A 20075-nucleotide genomic window follows, 5' to 3' on the forward strand; every position below is an offset into this window, starting at 1 on the left:
TCAATTCCAGTGCAGTGCAGGTCGTTTGCTGTCGAATGTCCAGCCGGGGATCAGGTACTGCATCGCGACGGAATCGTCGCGGCCGCCGAGACCTTCGGCGCGGTACAGCGCATGGGCCGCCGTGACGGCGGCGTCGTCGAGCGTCACACCCAACCCCGGCGCATCAGGCACGGTCAGGTGACCGTCGACGATGTCGTAGGGGTCGGCGGTGATCGCTTGGCCGTCCTGCCAGATCCAGTGGGTGTCGATCGCGGTGATGTTGCCTGGCGCGGCCGCGGCGACGTGGGTGAACATCGCCAGTGACACGTCGAAGTGGTTGTTGGAGTGCGATCCCCATGTCAGCCCCCAGGCGTCGCACAACTGTGCGACACGCACCGAACCCGCCATCGTCCAGAAGTGGGGATCGGCCAGCGGGATGTCGACCGCTCCCGACCGAATCGCATGCCCCATCTCCCGCCAGTCGGTGGCGATCATGTTCGTCGCGGTGGGTAGTCCGGTGGCCCGCTTGAATTCCGCCATCACCTCCCGTCCGGAGAAGCCGCCCTCCGGCCCGACAGGATCTTCGGCGTAGGCGAGCACATCGCGGAGCTCGCGGCAGGTCCGGATCGCGTCGTCGAGCAGCCACCCACCATTGGGGTCGAGGGTTATCCGCGCCTCCGGGAAGCGTTCGGCCAAGGCGATGACGGCTTTCGCCTCGTCGGCCGCGGGCAGTACTCCGCCTTTGAGTTTGAAATCGGCGAACCCGTAGCGGGCCTGTGCGGCCTCGGCGAGTCGGACGATCGCGTCGGGCGTCAGCGCCTCGTCGTGGCGCACCGTCATCCAATCGTCGGCGTCCGCGGATTCGTCTGCGGCAGAGCGGTAGGCGAGGTCGGTCTTGCGGCGATCGCCGACGAAGAAGAGGTATCCGAGGGCCTGCACACGGTCACGCATCTGCCCGTCGCCGAGCAACGCCGCCACCGGGACGTCGAGATGCTGACCGAGCAGGTCGAGCAGGGCCGACTCGATGGCCGTGACGGCGTGCACGGTCACTCGGAGATCGAAGGTCTGCGCGCCGCGTCCGCCGGCGTCACGGTCACGGAAGGCGTGCCGAACAGCGTTGAGCACGGCGTTGTAGTCGCCGATGCTGCGGCCGGCGATCAGGTTTCGCGCGTCCTCCAGCGTGCGGCGGATCGGTTCGCCGCCGGGTACCTCGCCGACCCCGGTGTTACCTGCGGAGTCGGTGACGACCAGGAGATTGCGGGTGAAGAAGGGCCCGTGCGCACCAGACAGGTTGAGCAGCATGCTGTCATGTCCGGCGATCGGGATGACGGTGACGTCGGTGACGACGGGTGTTTTCACGGTCTTGCTCCTCTCGAGCATCATGATGCGAACCATTTGTCGCCGTTGGCCAGGGGGCGCACGACACGGGAGACCTTGTCGCCGGTGCTCTGCAGTGCGTCGATGATCTCGCGTTCGCGCTGCGGGCTGAGCCGGCCGACGGGTATCGAGGCGCTGATCGCGTCCTGCGTGGGCCGGCAGTAGCGCAGTGGTACCGCGAAACACCGTACCCCGACGGTGTTTTCCTGGTCATCTGCCGCGTAACCGCGAATGCGGATCTCGTCGAGTTGGCTGTCGAGAACGGCGCGTTCGGTGATCGTCTGCGGCGTCAGTGGTGTCAGAACCGACGGGATGTGCCGCTCGCGCTCGACGCCGAACTGTTCGGCCAGCAGAGCCTTTCCGAGCGAGGTGGCGTAGGCGGGTAAGCGTCTGCCGACACGATTGGCGGCGCGCGCGTACTGTTGGGATTCGCGCGTGGCCAGGTAGACGATGTCGGTGCCGTCGAGCCGGCCGAGGTGGAATGTCTCGTCGAGGGCTGCGCGCAAATCGTCCAGGAAAGGGACGATCAGCGGAATATACGGGTCGTTGTCGAGGTAGCTGGTACCGACCAGCAGCGCACGAATACCGATGCCGTAGAACGTCCCTGTGGGGTCCGAACGGACCCAGCCCTGACCGACGAGAGTGCGCAGGAGCGCGTGGGCACTGCTGCGCGGCATGTCGAGAGCGTCACTGATCTCCCGCAACCGGGCCGGCTCGTCGTGGCGGCCGGCGAGATACTCCAGCAGTTCGACGGTGCGGACCGCGGACTTGACCTTCCGCACCGGAAGATCTTCTGTCACAACATCTCCCTCACAAGCTCTCTCACATCGCCAACAGTTCGCGGCCGATCAGCAGCGCAGCGCCCACGGCGGAGACGATGATTGCCACTCGGCGCAGCCGGGCCGGATTCAGATGCCGGTTCACCACCATGGACAGCAGATAGCCCGCCACCGCCGCGGGCACCAGCACGGTGAAGCCCCACCAGGTGCGTTCGTCCACGGCGCCGGTGACCGACAGCACGATCAGCGAGATCACCGACCCCACCAGGAAGAACCCGCCCATGGTGCCGCGCAACCGGGGCCCTGAATTGCGTTGCCACACCAACGCCATCGGGGGACCACCGATGGAGGTCGCCGTCCCCAGCAGGCCGGACGTCGCTCCCGCGATCACCACGTTGCGTCGGCGTGCAGTCGGAATCCAACCGCTGCTGGTCAGTACCACTCCACCGAGCACCACGGCGGCCAGCATCAGTGACAGCGCGCGGTGCGGCAGCGCCGCGAGAAGAAGGGCGCCCGCGATGGTGCCGGGAACTCGACCGACGAGCGCCCAGCCGGTGCCGGACAGGTCGATCGCCTCCCGCTCGCGGATCACGACGATCAATGTCACCAGGGTCGCCACCATGATCAGCGTGCCCGGAATCAACGCCGGCTCGACCAGGGCGACGATCGGTGCCGCGAACATCCCCATGCCGAAGCCGATGGACGCCTGCAGGGCGGACGCCAGGAGAATCGCCACGGCGAGAACGCAATACCCGCCTACACTCATGCCGGCACAGTTTCACGGCCACTCCCTTCGAGCAGCAGAGGATGGTGGCATTCGGCGGCATGGCCGGGTGTTTCAGGGTCGACGGCCACGGGCGGTGTCGTGGTCGCACACACGTCGGTCGCCTTCCAGCACCGGGTCCGGAATCGGCATCCCGACGGCGGATCGATCGGTGACGGTACTTCACCCTTGAGCAGGATGCGCTCACCGCGGCGGGCACTGTCGAGTGAGGGCGCTGCCGACATCAGGGCCGCGGTGTAGGGGTGGTTGGACCGCTCGTATACCGCCTCGGTGGGCCCGTTTTCGATGATTCGGCCCAGGTACATCACGGCCACGCGGTCGGCGACGTGGCGCACCACGGACAGGTCGTGGGAGATGAAGATGTAGCTGATGCCGAGTTGGTCCTGCAGGTCGTTGAGCAGGTTGAGTACCTGCGCCTGCACCGACAGGTCGAGAGCGGACACCGGTTCGTCGCAGATGATCACGTCGGGGTCCAGCGCCAGTGCCCGTGCGATACCGATGCGCTGGCGCTGCCCACCGGAGAACTCCTGGGGATACTTGTCGGCGGCCTTGGCGCCGAGACCCACCATGTCGAGCAACCCGCGGACCCGCATGTCGCGGTCCTGCCGGTTCTTCACCACCCCTTTGTGGCTGCGCCACGGTTCGGCGATGATCTCGGCGGCGGACATGCGCGAGTTCAGGGAGGCGTAGGGATCCTGGAAGACCATCTGGACCCGGCGGCGGAAGGCCAGGAGTTCAGACCCTTTGAGGCTGAAGGGGTCGACGCCGTCGAAGCGCACGCTGCCCTCGTCAGGCCGCTCGAGCATCATCAGCGTCCGCGCCAGCGTGGACTTACCGCAGCCGGATTCGCCGACGAGGCCCAGTGTCTCACCGCGCTTGAGATCCAGCGTGATGCCGTCGAGTGCGCGAAGGGCGTTCTTGCCGGCGTGCGGTACCCGGAAGGACTTGCGGATGTCGCGAACCTCGAGCAGCGGGCTTCCGTTCCCGTTCGACATCGTGTGATCAGACATCGTGTGATCAGACACAGTGTGATCAGACATTGGTGACCTCTTCCGGGAAGTGGCAGGCTGTCGCGCGGTCGGTGCCCGACAGGACAGGTCGTGTCGTCGCGCAGATGTCGCGCGCCAGGGGGCAGCGGGCCTGGTAGACGCATCCAGCGGGGACAGCGTGTAGGTCAGGTGGTGAACCCCCGATGGACTTCAGGCTGTCGCCGCGGCGGGCGTTGACCGGGACCGAATTCAGCAGCCCCTTCGTGTAGGGATGGCGGGGATTCGCGAACACCTCGGCGACAGAGCCGGTCTCGACGATGTTGCCGGCGTACATCACGGCAACGCGGTCGGCCTCTTCGGCGACCAGGGCGAGATCGTGGGTGATGAGGACGACGGCCATGTTGTATTCGGTACGCAGATCCCGCAGCAGCGCCATGATCTGTGCCTGCACCGTGACGTCGAGTGCCGTGGTGGGCTCGTCGGCGATCAACACGCTGGGATTGAGTGCGACGGCCATCGCGATCAGCAGCCGCTGGCGCATGCCGCCGGAGAACTGGTGCGGGTAGGAGTTCATCCTCGTCTCGGGCTGCGGAATTCCCACCCGGGCCATCAACTCGACAGCCTTGCTCTTGGCCTCCTTCGCGGAGAGCCCGTGGTGTATCCGAAACGGTTCGGCCAGTTGGGTTCCGACCGTGTAGAGCGGGTTGAGTGCGGTCAGCGCGTCCTGGAACACGATCGCCAGTTCGGTGCCTGCCATCGCGCGCCGCTTCTTGCGGTCGGCCGTCACCAGATCGACGGTTCCGCCCTGGTGTGCGAGTCGTGCGCTGCCACCGACGATGTCGGCGACCGGCTCGAGCAGCCCGACCAGGGCCGTCGCCGTCATCGACTTGCCGCAGCCGGATTCGCCGAGCAGAGCCAGGGTTTCGCCGCGGCGCGCGCCGAAGGACACCTCGTTGACGGCCCGCAGGGTCCCCGAGATCGTGCGGACCTCGACCGACAGGCGGTCGACCTCGAGGACGGGCGAGGTGTCGACGTGGATGTCGTGGTCAGCGAGTGCACTCATCGCAGTGCCTTTCCGGTCTTGGTGAAGGCGGCCAACCGCTTCTGCGGGACAGTGAGACGCCACCGCTGGCCGGGGTCGGTGGCGATGCGCGCCCAGGCGGCCAGGACCGTCGCCGAGACGGTGGTGATCACAATGGCCAGGCCGGGGAAGAACGACAGCCACCAGGCGCTGTGCAGATAGGTGCGGCCCTGGGAGACCATCAGACCCCAGCTGACGTCCGGTGGCTGGATTCCGATGCCCAGGAAGCTCAGCGAGCTCTCGGCGAGCATGACGTAGCAGAAGTCGAGCGTCGCGACGGTGAGCAGGGTGGGAAGCACGATCGGCAGCACGTGCCGGCCGATGATCGAGTTGGCGCTGGCACCGAACGTGCGTGCCGCGTCGACGAAGACCCGGCTCTGCAGTTCGGCGGACTCGGCGCGGGCGGTGCGCAGGTACACCGGGATCCGGGTGATGGCCAGCACTGCAACGATGTTGGCAGCGCTGGGGGAGAAGACGTAGAGCACGACGACGGCGAGTAGCAGGGACGGGAAGCTCATGATCACGTCGGCGATGCGCATCGCGACGGTCTCGCGCCAGCCCCGGTGGTAGCCCGCCCACATGCCGATCGCGGAGCCGACGACCGCGGAGATCACCACTGCGGGTACGGCTACCGACAGCGTGGTGCGGCACGCGACGACGAGCCGGGCGAGCATGCTCCGCCCCAGCGGGTCGGTGCCCAGGATGTTCGCCCAGCCGTGGCTGAGGGTGAACGGCGCCTGGTTGGAGTTGTCCAGATCGATGCGCGTGGCGAGGTCGCCGAACACGACGGGGCCGAGCAGCGCCGTGAGGAACACGAGTCCGAGGACACATGCGGCGGCGAATGCCACGCGGTCGTTGACCAGCAACCGGAACCACAGGGAGCGGCCCCGCTTACGTGCGGTGTCGGTGTCGTCTTCGCCGACGATAGCCGTGGTGGGTTTGACCGGGATCAGGTCGATCTGCGTCATGAGTGTGCTCCTAGCGGTCTTAGATGCGAGCCGGTTCCCGCACCCGCGCGTCGAGCAGCGCGTAGCAGGCGTCGATGAAGATGTTGAGCAGGAAGATGCTGACCGCGGTGAGCAGCACCGCGGCTTGGAGGACCGCGAAGTCGCGCTGCAGGATCGCGTCGATCATCAGTTTCCCGATGCCGGGCCAGCCGAAGATCGCCTCGACCACGACCGCGCCGTTGATGAGGCCGACGGCGAGGTCGCCGGCCACGGTGAGGGCCGGGGCGGCGGCGTTGCGCAGGGCGTGGTGGCTGACCACGCGGAAATCGCTGGCTCCCTTGCTTCGGGCCAGCCGCACGTACGGCGCCGACAACGCCGAGACCATGGCCCCGCGGACCACCTGGGTGAGCACGCCGAGCGGCCGGATCATCAGCGTCGCGATCGGCAGGATCCAGCTCAGCATGCCGTCGTCGACCCCGGAGGTGGGCAGCCAGCCGAGTAGCACGGCGAAGAGCCACACGCCGGTGATGGCGAACCAGAAGTCGGGGATCGACGCGGCGATCATGGACAGCAGGCTGGAGAACCGATCGGCCAGTGAGTTGGGGCGGTACGCGGCCCAGCAGCCGATGACGACGGCTCCGACGATCGCCAGGAGCATCGTGGTGATCGCCAGCTGCAGTGTGGCCGGGAAGGCCCGCAGAGCCATGTCCGCCGCGGATTCACCGGTGCGCAGCGAGGTGCCGAAGTCGAGGTGGATGACACCCTTGAAGTAGTCCATCAACTGGGTGATCAGCGGATCGTTGAAGCCGTTCGCCGCGGCGAACTCGGAGCGCTGGTCGGCGGTGGCGGACTCGGGCAGGTACAGGTTGGTGGGGTCACCGGTGAGCCGGGCGAGGAGAAACACGCCGAGCAACACGATGATCAACGGCAGTGCGCTGGAGTACATCCGGCGCCGGACGAAGGGGAACATGGGGCTGGCCTTCCTGTTGCTCAGGATTGGTCGGTGCGGTCGTCACCGGCGGGAGTCATCGCGGCGAGCCGCATCTCGTCGCCCGTGGCTGGATCGGGGGTGTAGTCGACGCGGGGGGACTTGCCGAGGATGCCTTTCATGTGGGCGATGTAGGCCATCTGCATGATCTCCTTGGGTTCCTCGGCGAACAGTGCGGCGAATGCGTCTTGACGGGCCTGCCCGGTCAGCGCCTCGGCTGCGCGGATCTCAGTGTCGAATTTCTTTGTTCCGTAAGCACTTTGCGGGCCATCCGAGAGCATGTACTGATCCATGGTGAACGCGGCATCACCAGCCTGGTTGCCGTGCATGATCATCAGCAGGTAGGGCCCGGTGTCGGCCGGGAACGGCCGCAGCTGGTACTCCAGCTGATTGGACGTGTCCATCATTTCGATCTTGACGTTGAGCCCGATCTCGGTGAACTCGGCCTGCAGCACCTCGATGGTTTCGCTGATGTTCGGGAACTGCGCGGTGCGGCCGATCAACCGGATCTGGGTGCCGACGGGCACACCGTCGGCTTTCGCCTCGGCGATCAGCTGCTTGGCTTTGTCGGTGTCGTGCGGCCACAGCTGCAGTTGGTCGTTGTAACCGACGACACCGGACGGAATCAGCTGTGCGGCAGGCTGGCCCAGGCCGCGGAACAGCGCTTTGACGATTCCGGTGCGGTTGACGGCGTAGTTGATGGCCTGGCGCACCCGGATGTCGTCGAGCGGCGGCTCCGTGGCTTGCATGCGCAGAGCTGTGGTCTCGTTGTTCTGGAACGGGACGCCCCGGTCGCCGGCGCCGTCCTCGGGCCCGAGGCCGGTGGCGATGTCCGCCTCGTCGTTGATGATCATCGCTGCGCGCACGCTTCCCTCACTGCGCCAACGGTATTCGGCAGTGGCGAAGGCCGGAGCGGGTCCCCAGTATGTAGGGTTGCGCTTGAGTGTCAGTTTCTGTCCGTAGTCCCATGCGGCGATGGCGTAGGGGCCGGTGCCGATCGGCTCGCGCACCTTCTCGGTGATGCTGGTGGTGCGTGGCACCATCTCCACGAATGAGATACGCAGCGGCAGAATCGGATCCGGTTCAGTGGTGCCGACCACGACCGTTGTCGGGTTCGGGGTCTGCAGGCTGAGCTTCTCGTCACCGAACACGTAGCCGTCGACGTTGCATTGCAAATCGGAGTTGACGGCCCGGTCGATCGAGAATGCCGCGTCCTCGGAGGTGAAGGGTGCCCCGTCGGAGAACGTCACGCCGTCGCGCAGGTGGAAGGTCCACTGGGTGGGGCTCGTCTGCGTCCACTCGGTGGAAAGCAGCGGAGTCAGATCGCCGGTGGTGGCGTCGCGCTCCAGCAGGGGCTCGGTGATGTTGGAACGCACCACGATGCCGGTCGAGGTGAGCGAGCTCTCGCACGGTTCCAGAGTGGGCGGCTCCTGCTGGAGAACGATGCGCAGCGTGCCCGGGTCGTATCCCCCGCCGCCGGAGTTCGCGACAGAGCAACCACTCGCGGTGACTGCCGCGACGGTGAGTACGGCAACGACTGCGGGTTTCATGGGTCCTCCCGGGCTGGGGGCTGTGACGTCCACGTATGTAGATGCAAGCTGTGATGGCAACCACACCGTAAGAGCCGGTTTCCACGAGCGTCAACCCCGCTCAAATGGCGCTTAAGGTGGCTTTTCAGCGGCCCCGAATCGCGTCAGGACTCCCTGAAAACCGTTCTGAACAGTGCTTTTACGAGTGCCGTCGGGATGCCGATACTCGAATCGAGCCCGCATCGAACTGATGATGCCGTTTCGCTATAAGTCCATGCCAATTCGGACGTAGACGGGTATCCGCAGGTCGCCGTAGCGTGGTGCGCTATGAGCATCAATGCTGGGGTTCTGCAGGTCGGTCCACTCAAGCCGTCGCTCGAGCAGACGCTGGTCCGGGAGTACGGCGCGAGAACGCTTCCTGAGTCGACCTACGAGCGGGCGACATTCCTTGCCGAACACGGCGCGGACATCACCGCGGTGGTCACTTCGGGTCGTACCGGCGTGGATGCCGAGCTGATGGCTGCCCTGCCTCACCTCGGCGCGGTGATCAATTTCGGTGTCGGCTACGACACCACCGATGTGGAGGCGGCCGCAGCCCGGGGAATCGGCGTGAGCAACACCCCCGATGTGCTGACCGATTGCGTGGCCGACACGGCGGTGGGTCTGCTGATCGACACGTTGCGACAGTTCTCGGCGTCCGACCGGTATGTGCGGGCCGGCCGGTGGCCGGTCGAGGGTTCCTATCCGTTGACCCGCCAGGTGAGCAACACCCGGGTGGGAATAATCGGTCTGGGCCGCATCGGCACAGCAATCGCTCACCGGCTCAGTGCATTTGGATGCTCGATCAGCTATCACAATCGTCATCGGGTGGCCGATTCGCCCTACGCGTACGCGGCGTCGCCCGTGGAGCTGGCGCGAGGGGTCGACATCCTGGTGATCGCCGCGGCCGGCGGTGATGGCACGCGCGGCTTGGTCGGCCGCGAGGTCATCGACGCGCTCGGTGCCGACGGCTATCTGATCAACATCGCCCGCGGCAGCGTCGTCGACGAAGAGGCCCTGGTGTCTGCTCTTCTGCAGCGGAGGCTCGCGGGCGCGGGCCTCGACGTATTCGCCCACGAGCCGAAGGTGCCCGAGGTGCTCTACGGGTTGGACACCGTGGTGTTGCTCCCGCACGTGGCCAGCGGAACGGTGCAGACGCGCGCGGCGATGGAGGCGCTGACCCTGCGCAATCTGGAGAGCTTTCTCGCCACGGGGCAACTGGTCACGCCGGTCTGATCGGCGTCAGTCCACGGTTTCGACGAGGTCGTCGGTCGTCCACTCCTGCGGGGGCAACACATCGCGCAGGACCCGCAGAAGAGCGGGGTTCGTCGAGTCGCCCCTCCACACGGCGTCGAGCTCGACGGGCCGTTCGCGAAACGCCCCGATCGTTCGGAACACGACGCCCTCGGGGTGCAGCGTCGCCGCTGAGGCCGGTACCAGCGCGATCCCGATGCCGGAGCGTACGAGCACCAGCATCGTGTGCACCTGTGTCACGTACTGGACGTACCTCGGTGTGGCCCCCGCGATGGTGAAGGTCGAGATCAGCAGTTCGTTGAAATAGCGTGCCTGCACCGGCGAATACATCACGACGTCTTGCCCGTCGAGGTCGGTGAGCGTCAACTGGCGGGGAAGCTCGGCCAGGGGATGACCGACGGGCAGCGCCGCGATCAACTGCTCGTGGAGCAGCGGCCGCGACACCAGCCCTGGCCGCTTGAGGGGCGGCCGGGCCATGCCCAGATCCAGCTCACCGGTCGCCAGCCCCTCGATCTGGGCCGCGGTCACCATCTCGCGCAGATCGAGCGTCACATCGGGAAGACGTTCCCGCGCGCGCTCGAGCAGTCGCGGCAGCACCGCGTGCGCGGACGCCGCGGTGAATCCGATGACGACCGTGCCGAGATCGCCTGCGGGAACTCGCTTCACAGTCTGCGCGGCTCCCTCGGCCAGCTGCAGGATGCGACGTGCGTCGGGCAGGAACGCAGCACCTGCCGGTGTCAGCGTGACCGTTCGGGTGGTGCGGTCGATGAGCTGCACGCCGAGCTCGCTCTCGAGCTGCTGAACCTGGCGGGACAGCGGCGGTTGCGTCATGTGCAAGCGTTCCGCCGCGCGCCCGAAATGCAGCTCTTCGGCGACCGCGACGAAGCACTGCAACCGCGCCAGGGAGAACATCAGCTCACCGTAGGGCCCCGGGGCGAACTGCGAAAGGCTCTACCAACGCGGGCTCAGCAGCTCGAACTCCGGCTCCACGCTCCGCATGTAGCCCGTGTCGTCCCGGTCCCGGATTCCGCAGCGAAGGTACTGCTGGTGCAGTGTGTCGAGCGCGTCCTCGTCGATCTCCACACCCAGGCCGGGGCCGCGGGGCACTGGCACGGAACCGTCGACGAAGTGCAGCGCGCCGGGCTTCACCACGTCTTCTGTCTTCCACGGCCAGTGGGTGTCACAGGCATAGGTCAGGTTCGGTGTCGCACCGGCGAGGTGCACCATTGCAGCCAGGCTGATGCCCAGATGTGAGTTCGAGTGCATCGACAGACCAAGCCCGAACGTGTCGCAGATCCCCGCGAGCAGTCGTGAGCGTTGCAGCCCGCCCCAGTAGTGATGATCTGAAAGTACCACGCGGACAGAGTTTTTCGCGACAGCAGGAGCGAGCTGATCGAATGCGACCACGCACATGTTGGTGGCCAGGGGCATCGGCGCCTGCGCAGCCACCTCCGCCATGCCGTCGAGGCCCGGAGTGGGATCTTCGAGGTATTCGAGAATGCCGGCCAACCCGGATGCCACCTTCACCGCGGTCTGCGGAGTCCATGCCGCATTGGGGTCGAGCCGTAGCGGAACACCCGGGAAGGCGCGCGACAACGCCTCGATCGCCGCCATCTCCTCTTCAGGGGGGAAGACACCGCCTTTGAGTTTGATTGCGGTGAAGCCGTATTCGTCGACGATGCGGTGAGCTTGGGCGACGAGACCGTCCGGGTCGAGTGCCTCTCCGAAGCGGTCGGGCTCGGCACCGGGGTGGCCCGCCCACTTGTAGAACAGATAGGCGCTGAACGGCACGGCCTCACGGATCGCGCCGCCGAGCAGATCGCAGACAGGGCGATCGAGTGCCTGGCCCTGGACGTCGAGGCAGGCCACCTCGAACGGGGACAGCACCTGATCGACCGCACTGGCGGTGGTGATCATCCCCGCCGTACCGACCGCGGCGGTGTCGTCTCTGAGTCGATCGGCGATCTCTGCGCGCATGACGTTCAGCGCGAAGACATCCAGACCGGTGATCGCATCGGCGGCGGCATGCAATCGGCCGAGGTGGCGGGTGTCGGCGTAGGTTTCACCCAGACCGACCAAGCCTGCGTCGGTGTCCAACTGGATGATCGCCCGCAGCGCATAGGGCTGGTGCACACCCACCGTGTTGAGCAGCGGCGGATCGGCGAACGCGACGGGGGTGATGCGGGCTCCGGTGATCCGGATGGCCGGCATCAGCGTGCCTGGGCCAGCGCGTCGGCGACGACGGAGCGACCGGCTTCGACGATCGAGGCCAGCTCGGCGAGGTCGTCGGGCGTCGGCATCACCAGCGGTGGGCGCACGGCTCCGGCGGGGATGCCTGACATCGTGACACCCGCTTTGACCAGCGACACCGCATAGCCCGGCACGGTGTCGCGCAACCGCACCAGGGGAATGAAGAACGCATTGAGCAACGCGTTGGTCAGCTGCTCGTTCCCGGATTCCAGCGCGTTGTAGAACGCCAGCGCCAGATCGGGTGCGAAGGCGAACGTGGCCGACGAATACAGCGGAACGCCGATCGCTCGGAACGCCAGCTGTGTCGTCTCCGCGGTGGGCAGACCGTTGAAGAAGAGGAAATCGGGATCGACGGTCGTGGTGACGGCCTGAACGATGCGGGCGACCTGGTCGAAATTGCCCGTGCCGTCTTTGAAGCCGACCACGTTCGGGATGCGGGCGACGGCGACGGCGGATTCCTCGGTGTATCGCGCGTTGTTGCGGTTGTAGACGATGACGGGCAATTGTGCCGCCTCAGCGACGGCCCGGGTGTAGTCGACCAGACCGGCCTGCGGCACCTCCACCAGATAGGGCGGCAGAAGCAGGAGGCCATCGGCCCCGGCGTGCTCTGCTGCAACGGCGAAGCGCTTGGCCTGTGCCACGGAGCCTCCGGCGCCGGCATAGACCGGGACCCGCCCGCCGACCACGTCGACGGCCGTGCGGACGACGTCTGCGAACTCGCGGTCGTCCATGGCGTGGAATTCGCCGGTGCCGCAAGCGACGAAGACGCCGCCGGCGCCCGCATCCACACCGTGTGCGATATGGGCGGCCAGCGCATCGAAGTCGACGCTTCCGGACGTCGTGAAGGGCGTGACCGGGAAGAACAGGACGCCGCGGAAGTCAGGGCGCGAAATCGGACGCATGGGGTGGGGCTCCTCGCTCGTGAGTGGTGGGGGGTCAGTCCTGCGTGAGCCGGCCGTCGATGCGCCGCCACAGGTGCTCTGGATTGCCGTCGGAAATCGCCGGGGGTAGCAGGGATGCGGGCACGTCCTGGTAGCAGACGGGCCGCAGGAAACGTTCGATGGCCCGAGAGCCGACCGAGGTGGTGCGCGAGTCCGACGTGGCGGGCGAGGGGCCGCCGTGGACCATCGCGTGGCACACCTCGACTCCTGTCGGCCAGCCGTTGAAGAGAATGCGACCCGCCTTGAGTTCGAGCAGGGGCAGCAGGTCGGCCGCCGCCGGGTGATCGGTCTCGTCGGCGTGCACGGTGGCGGTCAGCTGACCCTCCATGCCGGCTGCCACCGCGTGCATTTCGTCGAGATCGGCGCAGCGCACGATCACGCTCGACGACCCGAAGACCTCGGCCTGCAGAGCATCGGAGGCCAGGAAAGTCGACGCGTCTGTGGTGAAAAGTGCTGCTTGGCAGGATGTTTGGTTGCTCTGTGCTTCGCCGCGTGCCACCAGTTCGGCGGCCTGTTGAAGCGATTCGACGCCCGAGGCGTAGCTCCGCGCGATGTTGGGCGTCAGCATCGGTGTCGCCGGGGCGCCGGTGAGCGCGTCGCGGGCGGCGTCGACGAAGGTCTCCAGGCCCGGGCCGTCGACACTGATGACGAGACCGGGGTTCGTGCAGAACTGTCCCGAGCCCATCGTGAGTGAGGCGACGAATGCCCGGCCGAGGTCCGCGCCGCGGTTGGCCAACGCGCCGTCGAGCAGGAAGACGGGGTTGATGGAGCTCATCTCGGCGTACACCGGGATCGGCTCGGGACGCGCAGCGGCGGCGGCAACGAGTGCTGTTCCGCCGGAACGGGACCCGGTGAATCCGACAGCCTTGATGCGCGGATCGGTGACGAGCGCGATGCCGAGGTCCGGTCCCGAGCCGAACAGCAGCGAGAACGTTCCCGCGGGCAGACCTGCCGCGGTCACGGCATCGGAGATCGCCCGGGCGACCAGTTCGGAGGTGCCGGGATGTGCGTCGTGCCCCTTGACGACGACGGGGCAGCCGGCGGCCAGTGCGGATGCGGTGTCGCCACCGGCGACCGAGAACGCCAGCGGGAAGTTCGACGCGCTGAACACGGCCACCGGGCCCAGCGGAACAGACCGCTGTCGGAGGTCGGGGCGCGGGGCGGGGGTTCGATAGGGCAGGGCGGGGTCGATACGCGCGCCATTCCAGCTACCCTCCCGCAGGACACCGGCGAAGAGCCTCAGCTGCCCGGTGGTGCGGCCGACCTCGCCGGCTATGCGTGCCTGCGGCAGCCCGGATTCGAGGACGGCGCGCGAGACCAGCGTGTCGCGAATCGCTTCGATGTTGGCGGCGACGGCCTCCAGGAACTCGGCCCGTTCCTCGGAGGTGGTGGAGCGATAGGGTCCGAACGCCTCGGCAGCGGCAGCGCAGGCGGCCTCGACATCACCGGCATCGCCGTGGAAGTACGGGGGTTCGAGCGCTCGGTCGGCGGCGGGATCATGGGCACGCACTTCGGTTCCCGATCCGCGCACAGGGGTACCGGCGATGATCATCTGGCCGGTGATACCTGTGGTGGGAGAGATCGTCGCTGTCATGCCGTCAACGGTAGGAGGCGCGTCGATGCCTGTCCAAGACCGTTTAACACTCGATTGATGCCGTAAAGGCATCGATGGGCTCGGTGCTGACCCCCGGGTCGTCGCCCGACGTCGGCTTTTCGCCCAACAAAAGCAAGGGCCGCCGTGCCGTGGTAGAAACTTTTGACCGCGATGTCCGATGTGGGCAACCGGTCGTGCGCTCGTGACATGCGCCGGGGCAGCGCCGGCAAACCTGATGTAGATCGTTTCCGAAGGACCGTCTGGCCGCAGCCGAGGAGAACACCGGTGAATGCGACACCATTCGGTCACTACCGACTCGAAAGGCTCATCGGCCAGGGCGGCATGGGTGAGGTCTACCGTGCGTACGACACGAAGACGGATCGCGTGGTGGCGCTCAAGGTCCTGCCCCACCACATGGCCGCCGATACCGTGTTCCAGCAGCGGTTCCGGCGTGAATCGCAAGCCGCCGCCGGGCTGAACGACCCACACGTGGTCCCGATCCACGGATTCGGCGAGGTCGACGGCCGCCTGTATCTGGACATGCGGCTGATCGAAGGCCGCAACCTCGGCACCATGCTGTCCGAGACCGACAAGCCGCTGGACACCGAATTCGCGGTCAGCATTGTCGAGCAGGTCGCCGAGGCCCTCGACGCCGCCCACGCGACGGGGCTGATGCATCGCGACATCAAGCCGTCCAACATCCTCATCACCAGCGGTGACTTCGTGTACCTGATCGACTTCGGGTTGGCGCGCACCGCGGGCGAGCACGGGCTGACCACCGCCGGCAGCACCCTGGGCACGCTGGCGTATATGGCGCCCGAGCGTTTCGAGGGCGGCGAGGTCGACCGGCGATCCGACATCTATGCGCTGACCTGTGTGCTGTACGAGTGCCTGACCGGCTCGCGGCCGTACCCCGCCGACAGCCTCGAGCAGCAGATCGCGGGTCACATGGTGTCGCCGCTGCCGCGGCCCTCTGACACCGACCCTCGGCTGGCCGCGTTCGACGCGGTCATCGCCAAGGGCATGGCGAAGAAGCCGGAGAAGCGCTATCAGAGTGCCGGCGAACTGGCCGCCGCGGCCCGGCGCGCGGTGAGCGCGCCCGTGACCCGGACCGGTCGCGGTTCGCGGCATGCGGCGCGACCCCGACGCCGGGTGCCGGTCAAGGCGCTCTCGGCGGCGGCCGCGGTGGTGGTGATCGCGACGGGCGCGGCCGGGCTGTGGGTGTGGGCACCGTGGCGTGACACCCCGACGACCCCGGAGAATCTGCCCGATGGCGCGGTCGCCTCGATCGCGGCGGCAGTCCCAGCCGACATTCGAGAGACGGGCCGGCTGGTGATCGGCGTCAACGTTCCGTATGCGCCGATGGAGTTCAAGAACGCCGACGGTCAACTCGCCGGTTTCGACGTGGACCTCGTGACCGCCGTCAGCCGTGTGCTCGGGCTGATCCCGGATTTCCGTGACACCCCGTTCGATTCGATCCTGCCGGGTGTCGTCGATGGCACGTTCGACATCGGTTCCTCGTCGGTCACCGACACCGCTGACCGCGAGGATCTGGTCGACTTCGTCACGTACCTGCGCGCCGGTACCCAGTGGGCGCGCCGGCCCGGCACCTCCCTGGGGCCGACGTCGGCGTGTGGCTTGAAAGTCGGTGTGGCGCAAGGAACTCTGCAGGAGACCGACGAGTTGCCCAGGAAGAGCAACGAGTGCACCGCGGCCGGTATGGCGCCGGTGGAGATCGTCGTGTTCACCAGTCAGGACGAGGTCACCGCGGCTCTACTCAAGGGCGAGGTGCAGGCGATGTCTGCCGACTCGCCTGTCACCGGATTCGCCATCAAGCTCAGCCGCGGTGACCTGGTGCCCGCCGGTGACGTGTTCGATTCCGCGCCATACGGCTGGCCGGTGAAGAAGAACTCCCCACTGGCCGAGGCGTTGCGGCAGGCGCTCGAGCAGCTGATGGACAGCGGCGAATACCGGGCCATCGCGAACATGTGGGGGGTGGAGCGCGGCATGATCGACCGCCCCGCCGTCAACGGCGCGACGAAGTGAGACGTCCGCACCGCGAATCCTCGGTGTAGATCACGTCAGCCCGGGTAGCCCCCTGTGCGGAGCAGGCCAGATGACGTGCGTGCCATCGAAAGCTGCTCATCCCCGTCCCTAGGAGAACCCGATGAATGTCTCTGACATCCCGTTCGCCATCCTGCGGCTTCAGTACCGGCTTGCGCGTGCACCATTTCAGCTGGTGGGAGACATGGTCATGCCACGCATCGGCGAGGAGGCACCCGGCCGGTTGATGTACGAACGTGCACTGGGTGCACTCGACGCCGCGGCCGGTAACGCGTTCAACGACGCAGCTCTCGAGGAGAGCGGAATCTCCCGCATCCGGCGAGCCGCGGCAATGGGTGAGGCCATGCGCCTAGACACACATGACGAACTCGCGCGCAAACGCGAAAAGGTCTCCACCGCAACGGTGTTGACCACCCGCGACGGGGATCTGGGCGACCGTGAGCAGCAGCGGCAGGGCGACCTGTCGTAGCGGCGCTGCCGCCCGATCCCGATCCCGTGGACACCCCCAGCGAGGAGCGCGCTGGGGGTGTCCCCCGGGGGAGAATCCCGCCCCTGTCCGCACTGACGTCGGCCGGCAGGAACATGAACCCGCGCGCGGATCGGTGTCGCTGCGATAGCTGTCTTCATCGCGGTCGTTCCGTCCACAGCAATCGTTGCGATCATTCAGCACTGAGAGCGATCTCGGTGGCAGCGTGACACTGGTACGCGACGTACCGAAAAGCAAATGTGATCATGAGCTGAAGTGGCCAATATGCTGATATTGCCCCTGTGACGAATTTTTGTTTAGCTGACAAGACGTGTAGATGCGCACATTCAGCTGTTGAACGACAGTAAAGACTTTATATTGACGTCTTTATCCATTTGCTGCATGAGCGTAAATGGTGCAATTTCAGAATTGCTGGTGAAAATCTATTCTCTCGGTTATACGCTCGCGATACGCCTGCCGATAGGCGTCCCGACAGCACAAGATCATCCGGGGGAACCGTTATGACCATCACATTCCGCAAAGCCCTAGTCACGTGCGGCGCCGCGTTCGCCTCCGCGGCGCTCGCCCTGTCCGGCCCGACGTCGGCATGGGCCAGTAGTACAGCGGTGATCATCGGCGGGATCGGCGCCGGCACCATGGGTGACGCGCTGATGGCGCCACTGCTGGGCGGTCAGTTCAAGGACGAGACGCGGGTGAACGTGACCTGGCCCGCCCAGGCGGGGCCCATCACGGGCGCGAACGACATGAACCTCGGAGACTCGATCGACATCGGTAAGGCCAACCTCGCCGCCGCGATCGACACCGCGCTCGGGCAGTTGTCACGTGACGCCGACGGCAACGTGATGAATGGTGAAAGGGTCACTGTCGTCGGACTGTCGGCGGGCTCGCTGGTGGTCAACGAGGTCCTGCGGGACATGGTCGCCAGTGGTCAGCTGCCGAACGCCGACGACATCGATTTCATCGTCATCGAGGACTCGAGCCGGCAGGAGTTGATCAATGACTCCGGCAAGTACAACTCCAAGCTGAATTACACCTACCAACCTGCACCGATCACCCCCTACGACGTCGTTGTCGTCACAGGCGAGTACGACGGTTTTGCCGACTTCCCGGACCGCCCCTGGAATCTGCTGGCGGTGGCGAACGCGATGGCCGGCGCGGTCGTCGTTCATGTGCCGGTGATGTACGGCAGCCTGGCCTCGGTTCCGGCGGAGAACATCACCGTCGAGACCAACGCCAAGGGGGGAACCACCACTCACTACCTCGTTCCCACCAAGACCCTGCCTCTCGTGCAATTGAATCCGAAGCTCGCGCCGCGTGAGGCCGAGCTGAAGGCGAAGATCGATGCGGGCTACAGCCGTAATGACGCGACAGTGCCGGTTCCGGCGAGATCGAGCGCTGCCGACGTGCCGCCCGTCGACGCCCCTGCAGAGCAGGCGGCTCCCACGCCCAGGTCGGTGGCTGCTGAACGGCGCGAAGCGCGTGCGGAGCGTCGGGCCGAGGTGAAGGCCGCCACGCGAGACGCTCGTGCACAGGCCAGGGCCGCGCGGGCGGCGCAGCGCGAAGAGCGCAAGGCGACAGGCGTCGACGCGTGACCGACCCTATCCAGTAACGTCGAGAAGTGATGCGCCCCAACCATATTGGCAGTGCCGACACAAAGTCTCGACGCTGCCGGTGGCTCGCGCCCCATCTGCCACCACCAGGCGGTGACCAGGCATTGTCATCTGTTCGCTGATGCTCGATCCGGCGTCGGTGGGTGGCGTCGCGAACCAGTGAACTCGACGGCGCTGCGTCGGCTCGGCCCCCGGGGTGTATGGTCGAGGGAAGGGTTGCTCAGCCGGCGAAGCGATCGAAGCTTCCGCACAGAGGCGGCACCCTCCCAATATTTGAGGACGTGCTCATGGAATCGTCTGAACTCTTTTCTCATCGTCAGACAACGCAAGAACATGCTCCGGTGTCGTCATCCGACGAGCCGGTAGAAGCCCCCGTTTTCTCCGACCTACATCCGAGGCATTCTGCTGATTCGCCACGTCGGTGAACGGCATACCGCGCGCCCGTCGCGCGTCGAAGCCGGTCCGGGTCAGTCTCGCGACCGACCGGAACGGCGTCATCGACGGGGCGTGGTGGCCTCATTCGTCGGCTATCGCTGCTGAACTCCCCGATCTGATCGGGGCGCTGCACCCCTCGCTCGGTGAGGTCGAGACCATGCAGATCAATTGGTCACCCACCGAGGGGCAACTCGACCTCGAGACCATTGCCACCGGGTCTCGCATGGCGCTGCCCGGCGGGCATCATCGGCGACCGAGGTTGATGTCCATCGTCGGTCGAGAGGCCAGCGTGAAACTGCTTGTCGTTCCGAGTATGACGTCGCAGGCCCTCGGATCGATGGTGCTGCGGGCATCCGCGGGACTGCCTCCTGTCGTCGATGCGACGAACAATCGAATCTATGAAACAGCTTGTCTCGTGGTTGGTCTCGCTCGCACCGAGAGCCTGAAGTGGCGCGAGGCCGCCAATTCGTGACAATGCGTTCGCCCGACGCGTGCTACGGTTAGGGCGGGACGCCGAATCTGGCGTTTCATCACATGAGAGAAGTTGAAAAGTATGGCACAGGGAACTGTGAAGTGGTTCAACGGCGACAAGGGCTTCGGCTTCATCGCCCCCGACGGCGGCGCAGAGGACGTGTTCGTCCACTACTCCGCGATCTCTGGCGGCGGCTACCGCTCGCTTGAAGAGAATCAGCGCGTCGAGTTCGACGTCGAGCAAGGACAGAAAGGCCCGCAGGCCGTCAATGTGACGGCCGTCTAAGCGGCACGAGCTTTCGATCGTGGGCTGGTGAGTCACACTCACCAGCCCACTTTTCGTTTCGGCACCGATTGCTCACCAGACATCAATTCGGCCAACGCTTTTCGTGCTGAAGGGCGTATGCTGAGACGACCCGGGAAATGTTGTACGCGACACTCTGAGGTCGCGTCGTCACCGGGTCGGACGGGTCCGCC

General features: G+C 66.3%; 18 protein-coding genes. 6 read left to right on the forward strand and 12 right to left on the reverse strand.

Annotated elements, in window-relative coordinates:
* From ACZYYX_RS08180 to ACZYYX_RS08215, 8 genes are read right to left on the reverse strand one after another with little or no spacing between them, the layout of a single operon-like run.
* Positions 1–1359 carry an enolase C-terminal domain-like protein gene (locus ACZYYX_RS08180; RefSeq protein WP_463814844.1) on the reverse strand — a complete coding sequence of 453 codons (1359 nt, stop codon included), beginning with the start codon at positions 1357–1359 and terminating at the stop codon, positions 1–3.
* Positions 1359–2156, reverse strand: a complete 798-nt coding sequence (locus ACZYYX_RS08185; protein WP_463813921.1) for an IclR family transcriptional regulator — start codon at positions 2154–2156, stop codon at positions 1359–1361. The genes ACZYYX_RS08180 and ACZYYX_RS08185 overlap by 1 nt, the downstream gene beginning before the upstream one ends.
* A gap of 22 nt (positions 2157–2178) precedes the next feature.
* On the reverse strand, positions 2179–2901 hold the full coding sequence (locus ACZYYX_RS08190; RefSeq protein ID WP_463813922.1) for a sulfite exporter TauE/SafE family protein: 723 nt from the start codon (positions 2899–2901) through the stop codon (positions 2179–2181).
* Complete coding sequence (locus ACZYYX_RS08195) at positions 2898–3929, reverse strand: ABC transporter ATP-binding protein (protein WP_463813923.1); 1032 nt, start codon at positions 3927–3929, stop codon at positions 2898–2900. Before ACZYYX_RS08195 ends, ACZYYX_RS08190 begins: the two co-directional genes overlap by 4 nt.
* 22 nt (positions 3930–3951) lie before the next feature.
* Positions 3952–4971: an ABC transporter ATP-binding protein gene (locus tag ACZYYX_RS08200; RefSeq protein ID WP_463813924.1), complete on the reverse strand. Its 1020-nt coding sequence runs from the start codon at positions 4969–4971 to the stop codon at positions 3952–3954.
* Positions 4968–5957, reverse strand: a complete 990-nt coding sequence (locus ACZYYX_RS08205; protein WP_463813925.1) for an ABC transporter permease — start codon at positions 5955–5957, stop codon at positions 4968–4970. The genes ACZYYX_RS08200 and ACZYYX_RS08205 overlap by 4 nt, the downstream gene beginning before the upstream one ends.
* 19 nt (positions 5958–5976) lie before the next feature.
* Positions 5977–6906: an ABC transporter permease gene (locus ACZYYX_RS08210; RefSeq protein ID WP_463813926.1), complete on the reverse strand. Its 930-nt coding sequence runs from the start codon at positions 6904–6906 to the stop codon at positions 5977–5979.
* A gap of 20 nt (positions 6907–6926) precedes the next feature.
* Positions 6927–8474, reverse strand: a complete 1548-nt coding sequence (locus ACZYYX_RS08215) for an ABC transporter substrate-binding protein (protein WP_463813927.1) — start codon at positions 8472–8474, stop codon at positions 6927–6929.
* 306 nt (positions 8475–8780) lie between these two features.
* Between ACZYYX_RS08215 and ACZYYX_RS08220 the strand changes: the two genes are divergently transcribed.
* Positions 8781–9728, forward strand: a complete 948-nt coding sequence (locus ACZYYX_RS08220; protein WP_463813928.1) for a 2-hydroxyacid dehydrogenase — start codon at positions 8781–8783, stop codon at positions 9726–9728.
* Between the two features lie 6 nt (positions 9729–9734).
* Here the strand turns inward: ACZYYX_RS08220 and ACZYYX_RS08225 are convergent, their stop codons facing one another.
* The 4 genes from ACZYYX_RS08225 to ACZYYX_RS08240 are packed head-to-tail and all read right to left on the reverse strand — an operon-like array spanning position 9735 to position 14531.
* A complete protein-coding gene (locus ACZYYX_RS08225) occupies positions 9735–10658 on the reverse strand; it encodes a LysR family transcriptional regulator (RefSeq protein WP_463813929.1) in 924 nt (307 codons plus the stop codon).
* Between the two features lie 39 nt (positions 10659–10697).
* Entirely contained in the window at positions 10698–11957 is a 1260-nt protein-coding gene (locus ACZYYX_RS08230; protein WP_463813930.1) for a glucarate dehydratase family protein, read from the reverse strand.
* Positions 11957–12898: a 5-dehydro-4-deoxyglucarate dehydratase gene (locus ACZYYX_RS08235; protein WP_463813931.1), complete on the reverse strand. Its 942-nt coding sequence runs from the start codon at positions 12896–12898 to the stop codon at positions 11957–11959. Before ACZYYX_RS08235 ends, ACZYYX_RS08230 begins: the two co-directional genes overlap by 1 nt.
* 34 nt (positions 12899–12932) lie before the next feature.
* Positions 12933–14531: an aldehyde dehydrogenase (NADP(+)) gene (locus ACZYYX_RS08240; RefSeq protein ID WP_463813932.1), complete on the reverse strand. Its 1599-nt coding sequence runs from the start codon at positions 14529–14531 to the stop codon at positions 12933–12935.
* A gap of 285 nt (positions 14532–14816) precedes the next feature.
* Here ACZYYX_RS08240 and stpK7 point away from each other — a divergent pair, with 285 nt between their 5' ends.
* The 5 genes from stpK7 (at position 14817) to ACZYYX_RS08265 (ending at position 19884) form a co-directional block, all read left to right on the forward strand.
* Positions 14817–16577, forward strand: a complete 1761-nt coding sequence (stpK7, locus tag ACZYYX_RS08245) for a serine/threonine protein kinase StpK7 (RefSeq protein ID WP_463813933.1) — start codon at positions 14817–14819, stop codon at positions 16575–16577.
* A gap of 121 nt (positions 16578–16698) precedes the next feature.
* Complete coding sequence (locus ACZYYX_RS08250) at positions 16699–17064, forward strand: hypothetical protein (protein WP_463813934.1); 366 nt, start codon at positions 16699–16701, stop codon at positions 17062–17064.
* A gap of 518 nt (positions 17065–17582) precedes the next feature.
* Positions 17583–18674, forward strand: a complete 1092-nt coding sequence (locus tag ACZYYX_RS08255; RefSeq protein ID WP_463813935.1) for a PE-PPE domain-containing protein — start codon at positions 17583–17585, stop codon at positions 18672–18674.
* Positions 18675–19113: 439 nt separating this feature from the next.
* The gene (locus ACZYYX_RS08260; protein ID WP_463813936.1) at positions 19114–19599 is read left to right on the forward strand and encodes a DUF5994 family protein; all 486 of its coding nucleotides are present in this window, start codon (positions 19114–19116) and stop codon (positions 19597–19599) included.
* An 81-nt stretch (positions 19600–19680) separates the two neighbouring features.
* Entirely contained in the window at positions 19681–19884 is a 204-nt protein-coding gene (locus ACZYYX_RS08265) for a cold-shock protein (protein ID WP_046366004.1), read from the forward strand.
* Positions 19885–20075 lie beyond the last annotated feature (191 nt).

Source organism: Mycobacterium sp. IDUB_1, assembly GCF_055419625.1.

What these genes read in the sequence shown, in the direction of transcription:
- ACZYYX_RS08200 (WP_463813924.1), bottom strand. Translation starts at nt 4,971, where the DNA reads ATGAGTGCACTCGCTGACCACGACATCCACGTCGACACCTCGCCCGTC.
- ACZYYX_RS08190 (WP_463813922.1), bottom strand. Translation starts at nt 2,901, where the DNA reads ATGAGTGTAGGCGGGTATTGCGTTCTCGCCGTGGCGATTCTCCTGGCG.
- ACZYYX_RS08180 (WP_463814844.1), bottom strand. Translation starts at nt 1,359, where the DNA reads ATGCTCGAGAGGAGCAAGACCGTGAAAACACCCGTCGTCACCGACGTC.
- ACZYYX_RS08205 (WP_463813925.1), bottom strand. Translation starts at nt 5,957, where the DNA reads ATGACGCAGATCGACCTGATCCCGGTCAAACCCACCACGGCTATCGTC.
- ACZYYX_RS08225 (WP_463813929.1), bottom strand. Translation starts at nt 10,658, where the DNA reads ATGTTCTCCCTGGCGCGGTTGCAGTGCTTCGTCGCGGTCGCCGAAGAG.
- ACZYYX_RS08195 (WP_463813923.1), bottom strand. Translation starts at nt 3,929, where the DNA reads ATGTCTGATCACACGATGTCGAACGGGAACGGAAGCCCGCTGCTCGAG.
- ACZYYX_RS08250 (WP_463813934.1), top strand. Translation starts at nt 16,699, where the DNA reads ATGAATGTCTCTGACATCCCGTTCGCCATCCTGCGGCTTCAGTACCGG.
- ACZYYX_RS08210 (WP_463813926.1), bottom strand. Translation starts at nt 6,906, where the DNA reads ATGTTCCCCTTCGTCCGGCGCCGGATGTACTCCAGCGCACTGCCGTTG.
- ACZYYX_RS08235 (WP_463813931.1), bottom strand. Translation starts at nt 12,898, where the DNA reads ATGCGTCCGATTTCGCGCCCTGACTTCCGCGGCGTCCTGTTCTTCCCG.
- ACZYYX_RS08240 (WP_463813932.1), bottom strand. Translation starts at nt 14,531, where the DNA reads ATGACAGCGACGATCTCTCCCACCACAGGTATCACCGGCCAGATGATC.
- ACZYYX_RS08220 (WP_463813928.1), top strand. Translation starts at nt 8,781, where the DNA reads ATGAGCATCAATGCTGGGGTTCTGCAGGTCGGTCCACTCAAGCCGTCG.
- ACZYYX_RS08265 (WP_046366004.1), top strand. Translation starts at nt 19,681, where the DNA reads ATGGCACAGGGAACTGTGAAGTGGTTCAACGGCGACAAGGGCTTCGGC.
- ACZYYX_RS08215 (WP_463813927.1), bottom strand. Translation starts at nt 8,474, where the DNA reads ATGAAACCCGCAGTCGTTGCCGTACTCACCGTCGCGGCAGTCACCGCG.
- ACZYYX_RS08230 (WP_463813930.1), bottom strand. Translation starts at nt 11,957, where the DNA reads ATGCCGGCCATCCGGATCACCGGAGCCCGCATCACCCCCGTCGCGTTC.
- ACZYYX_RS08255 (WP_463813935.1), top strand. Translation starts at nt 17,583, where the DNA reads ATGACCATCACATTCCGCAAAGCCCTAGTCACGTGCGGCGCCGCGTTC.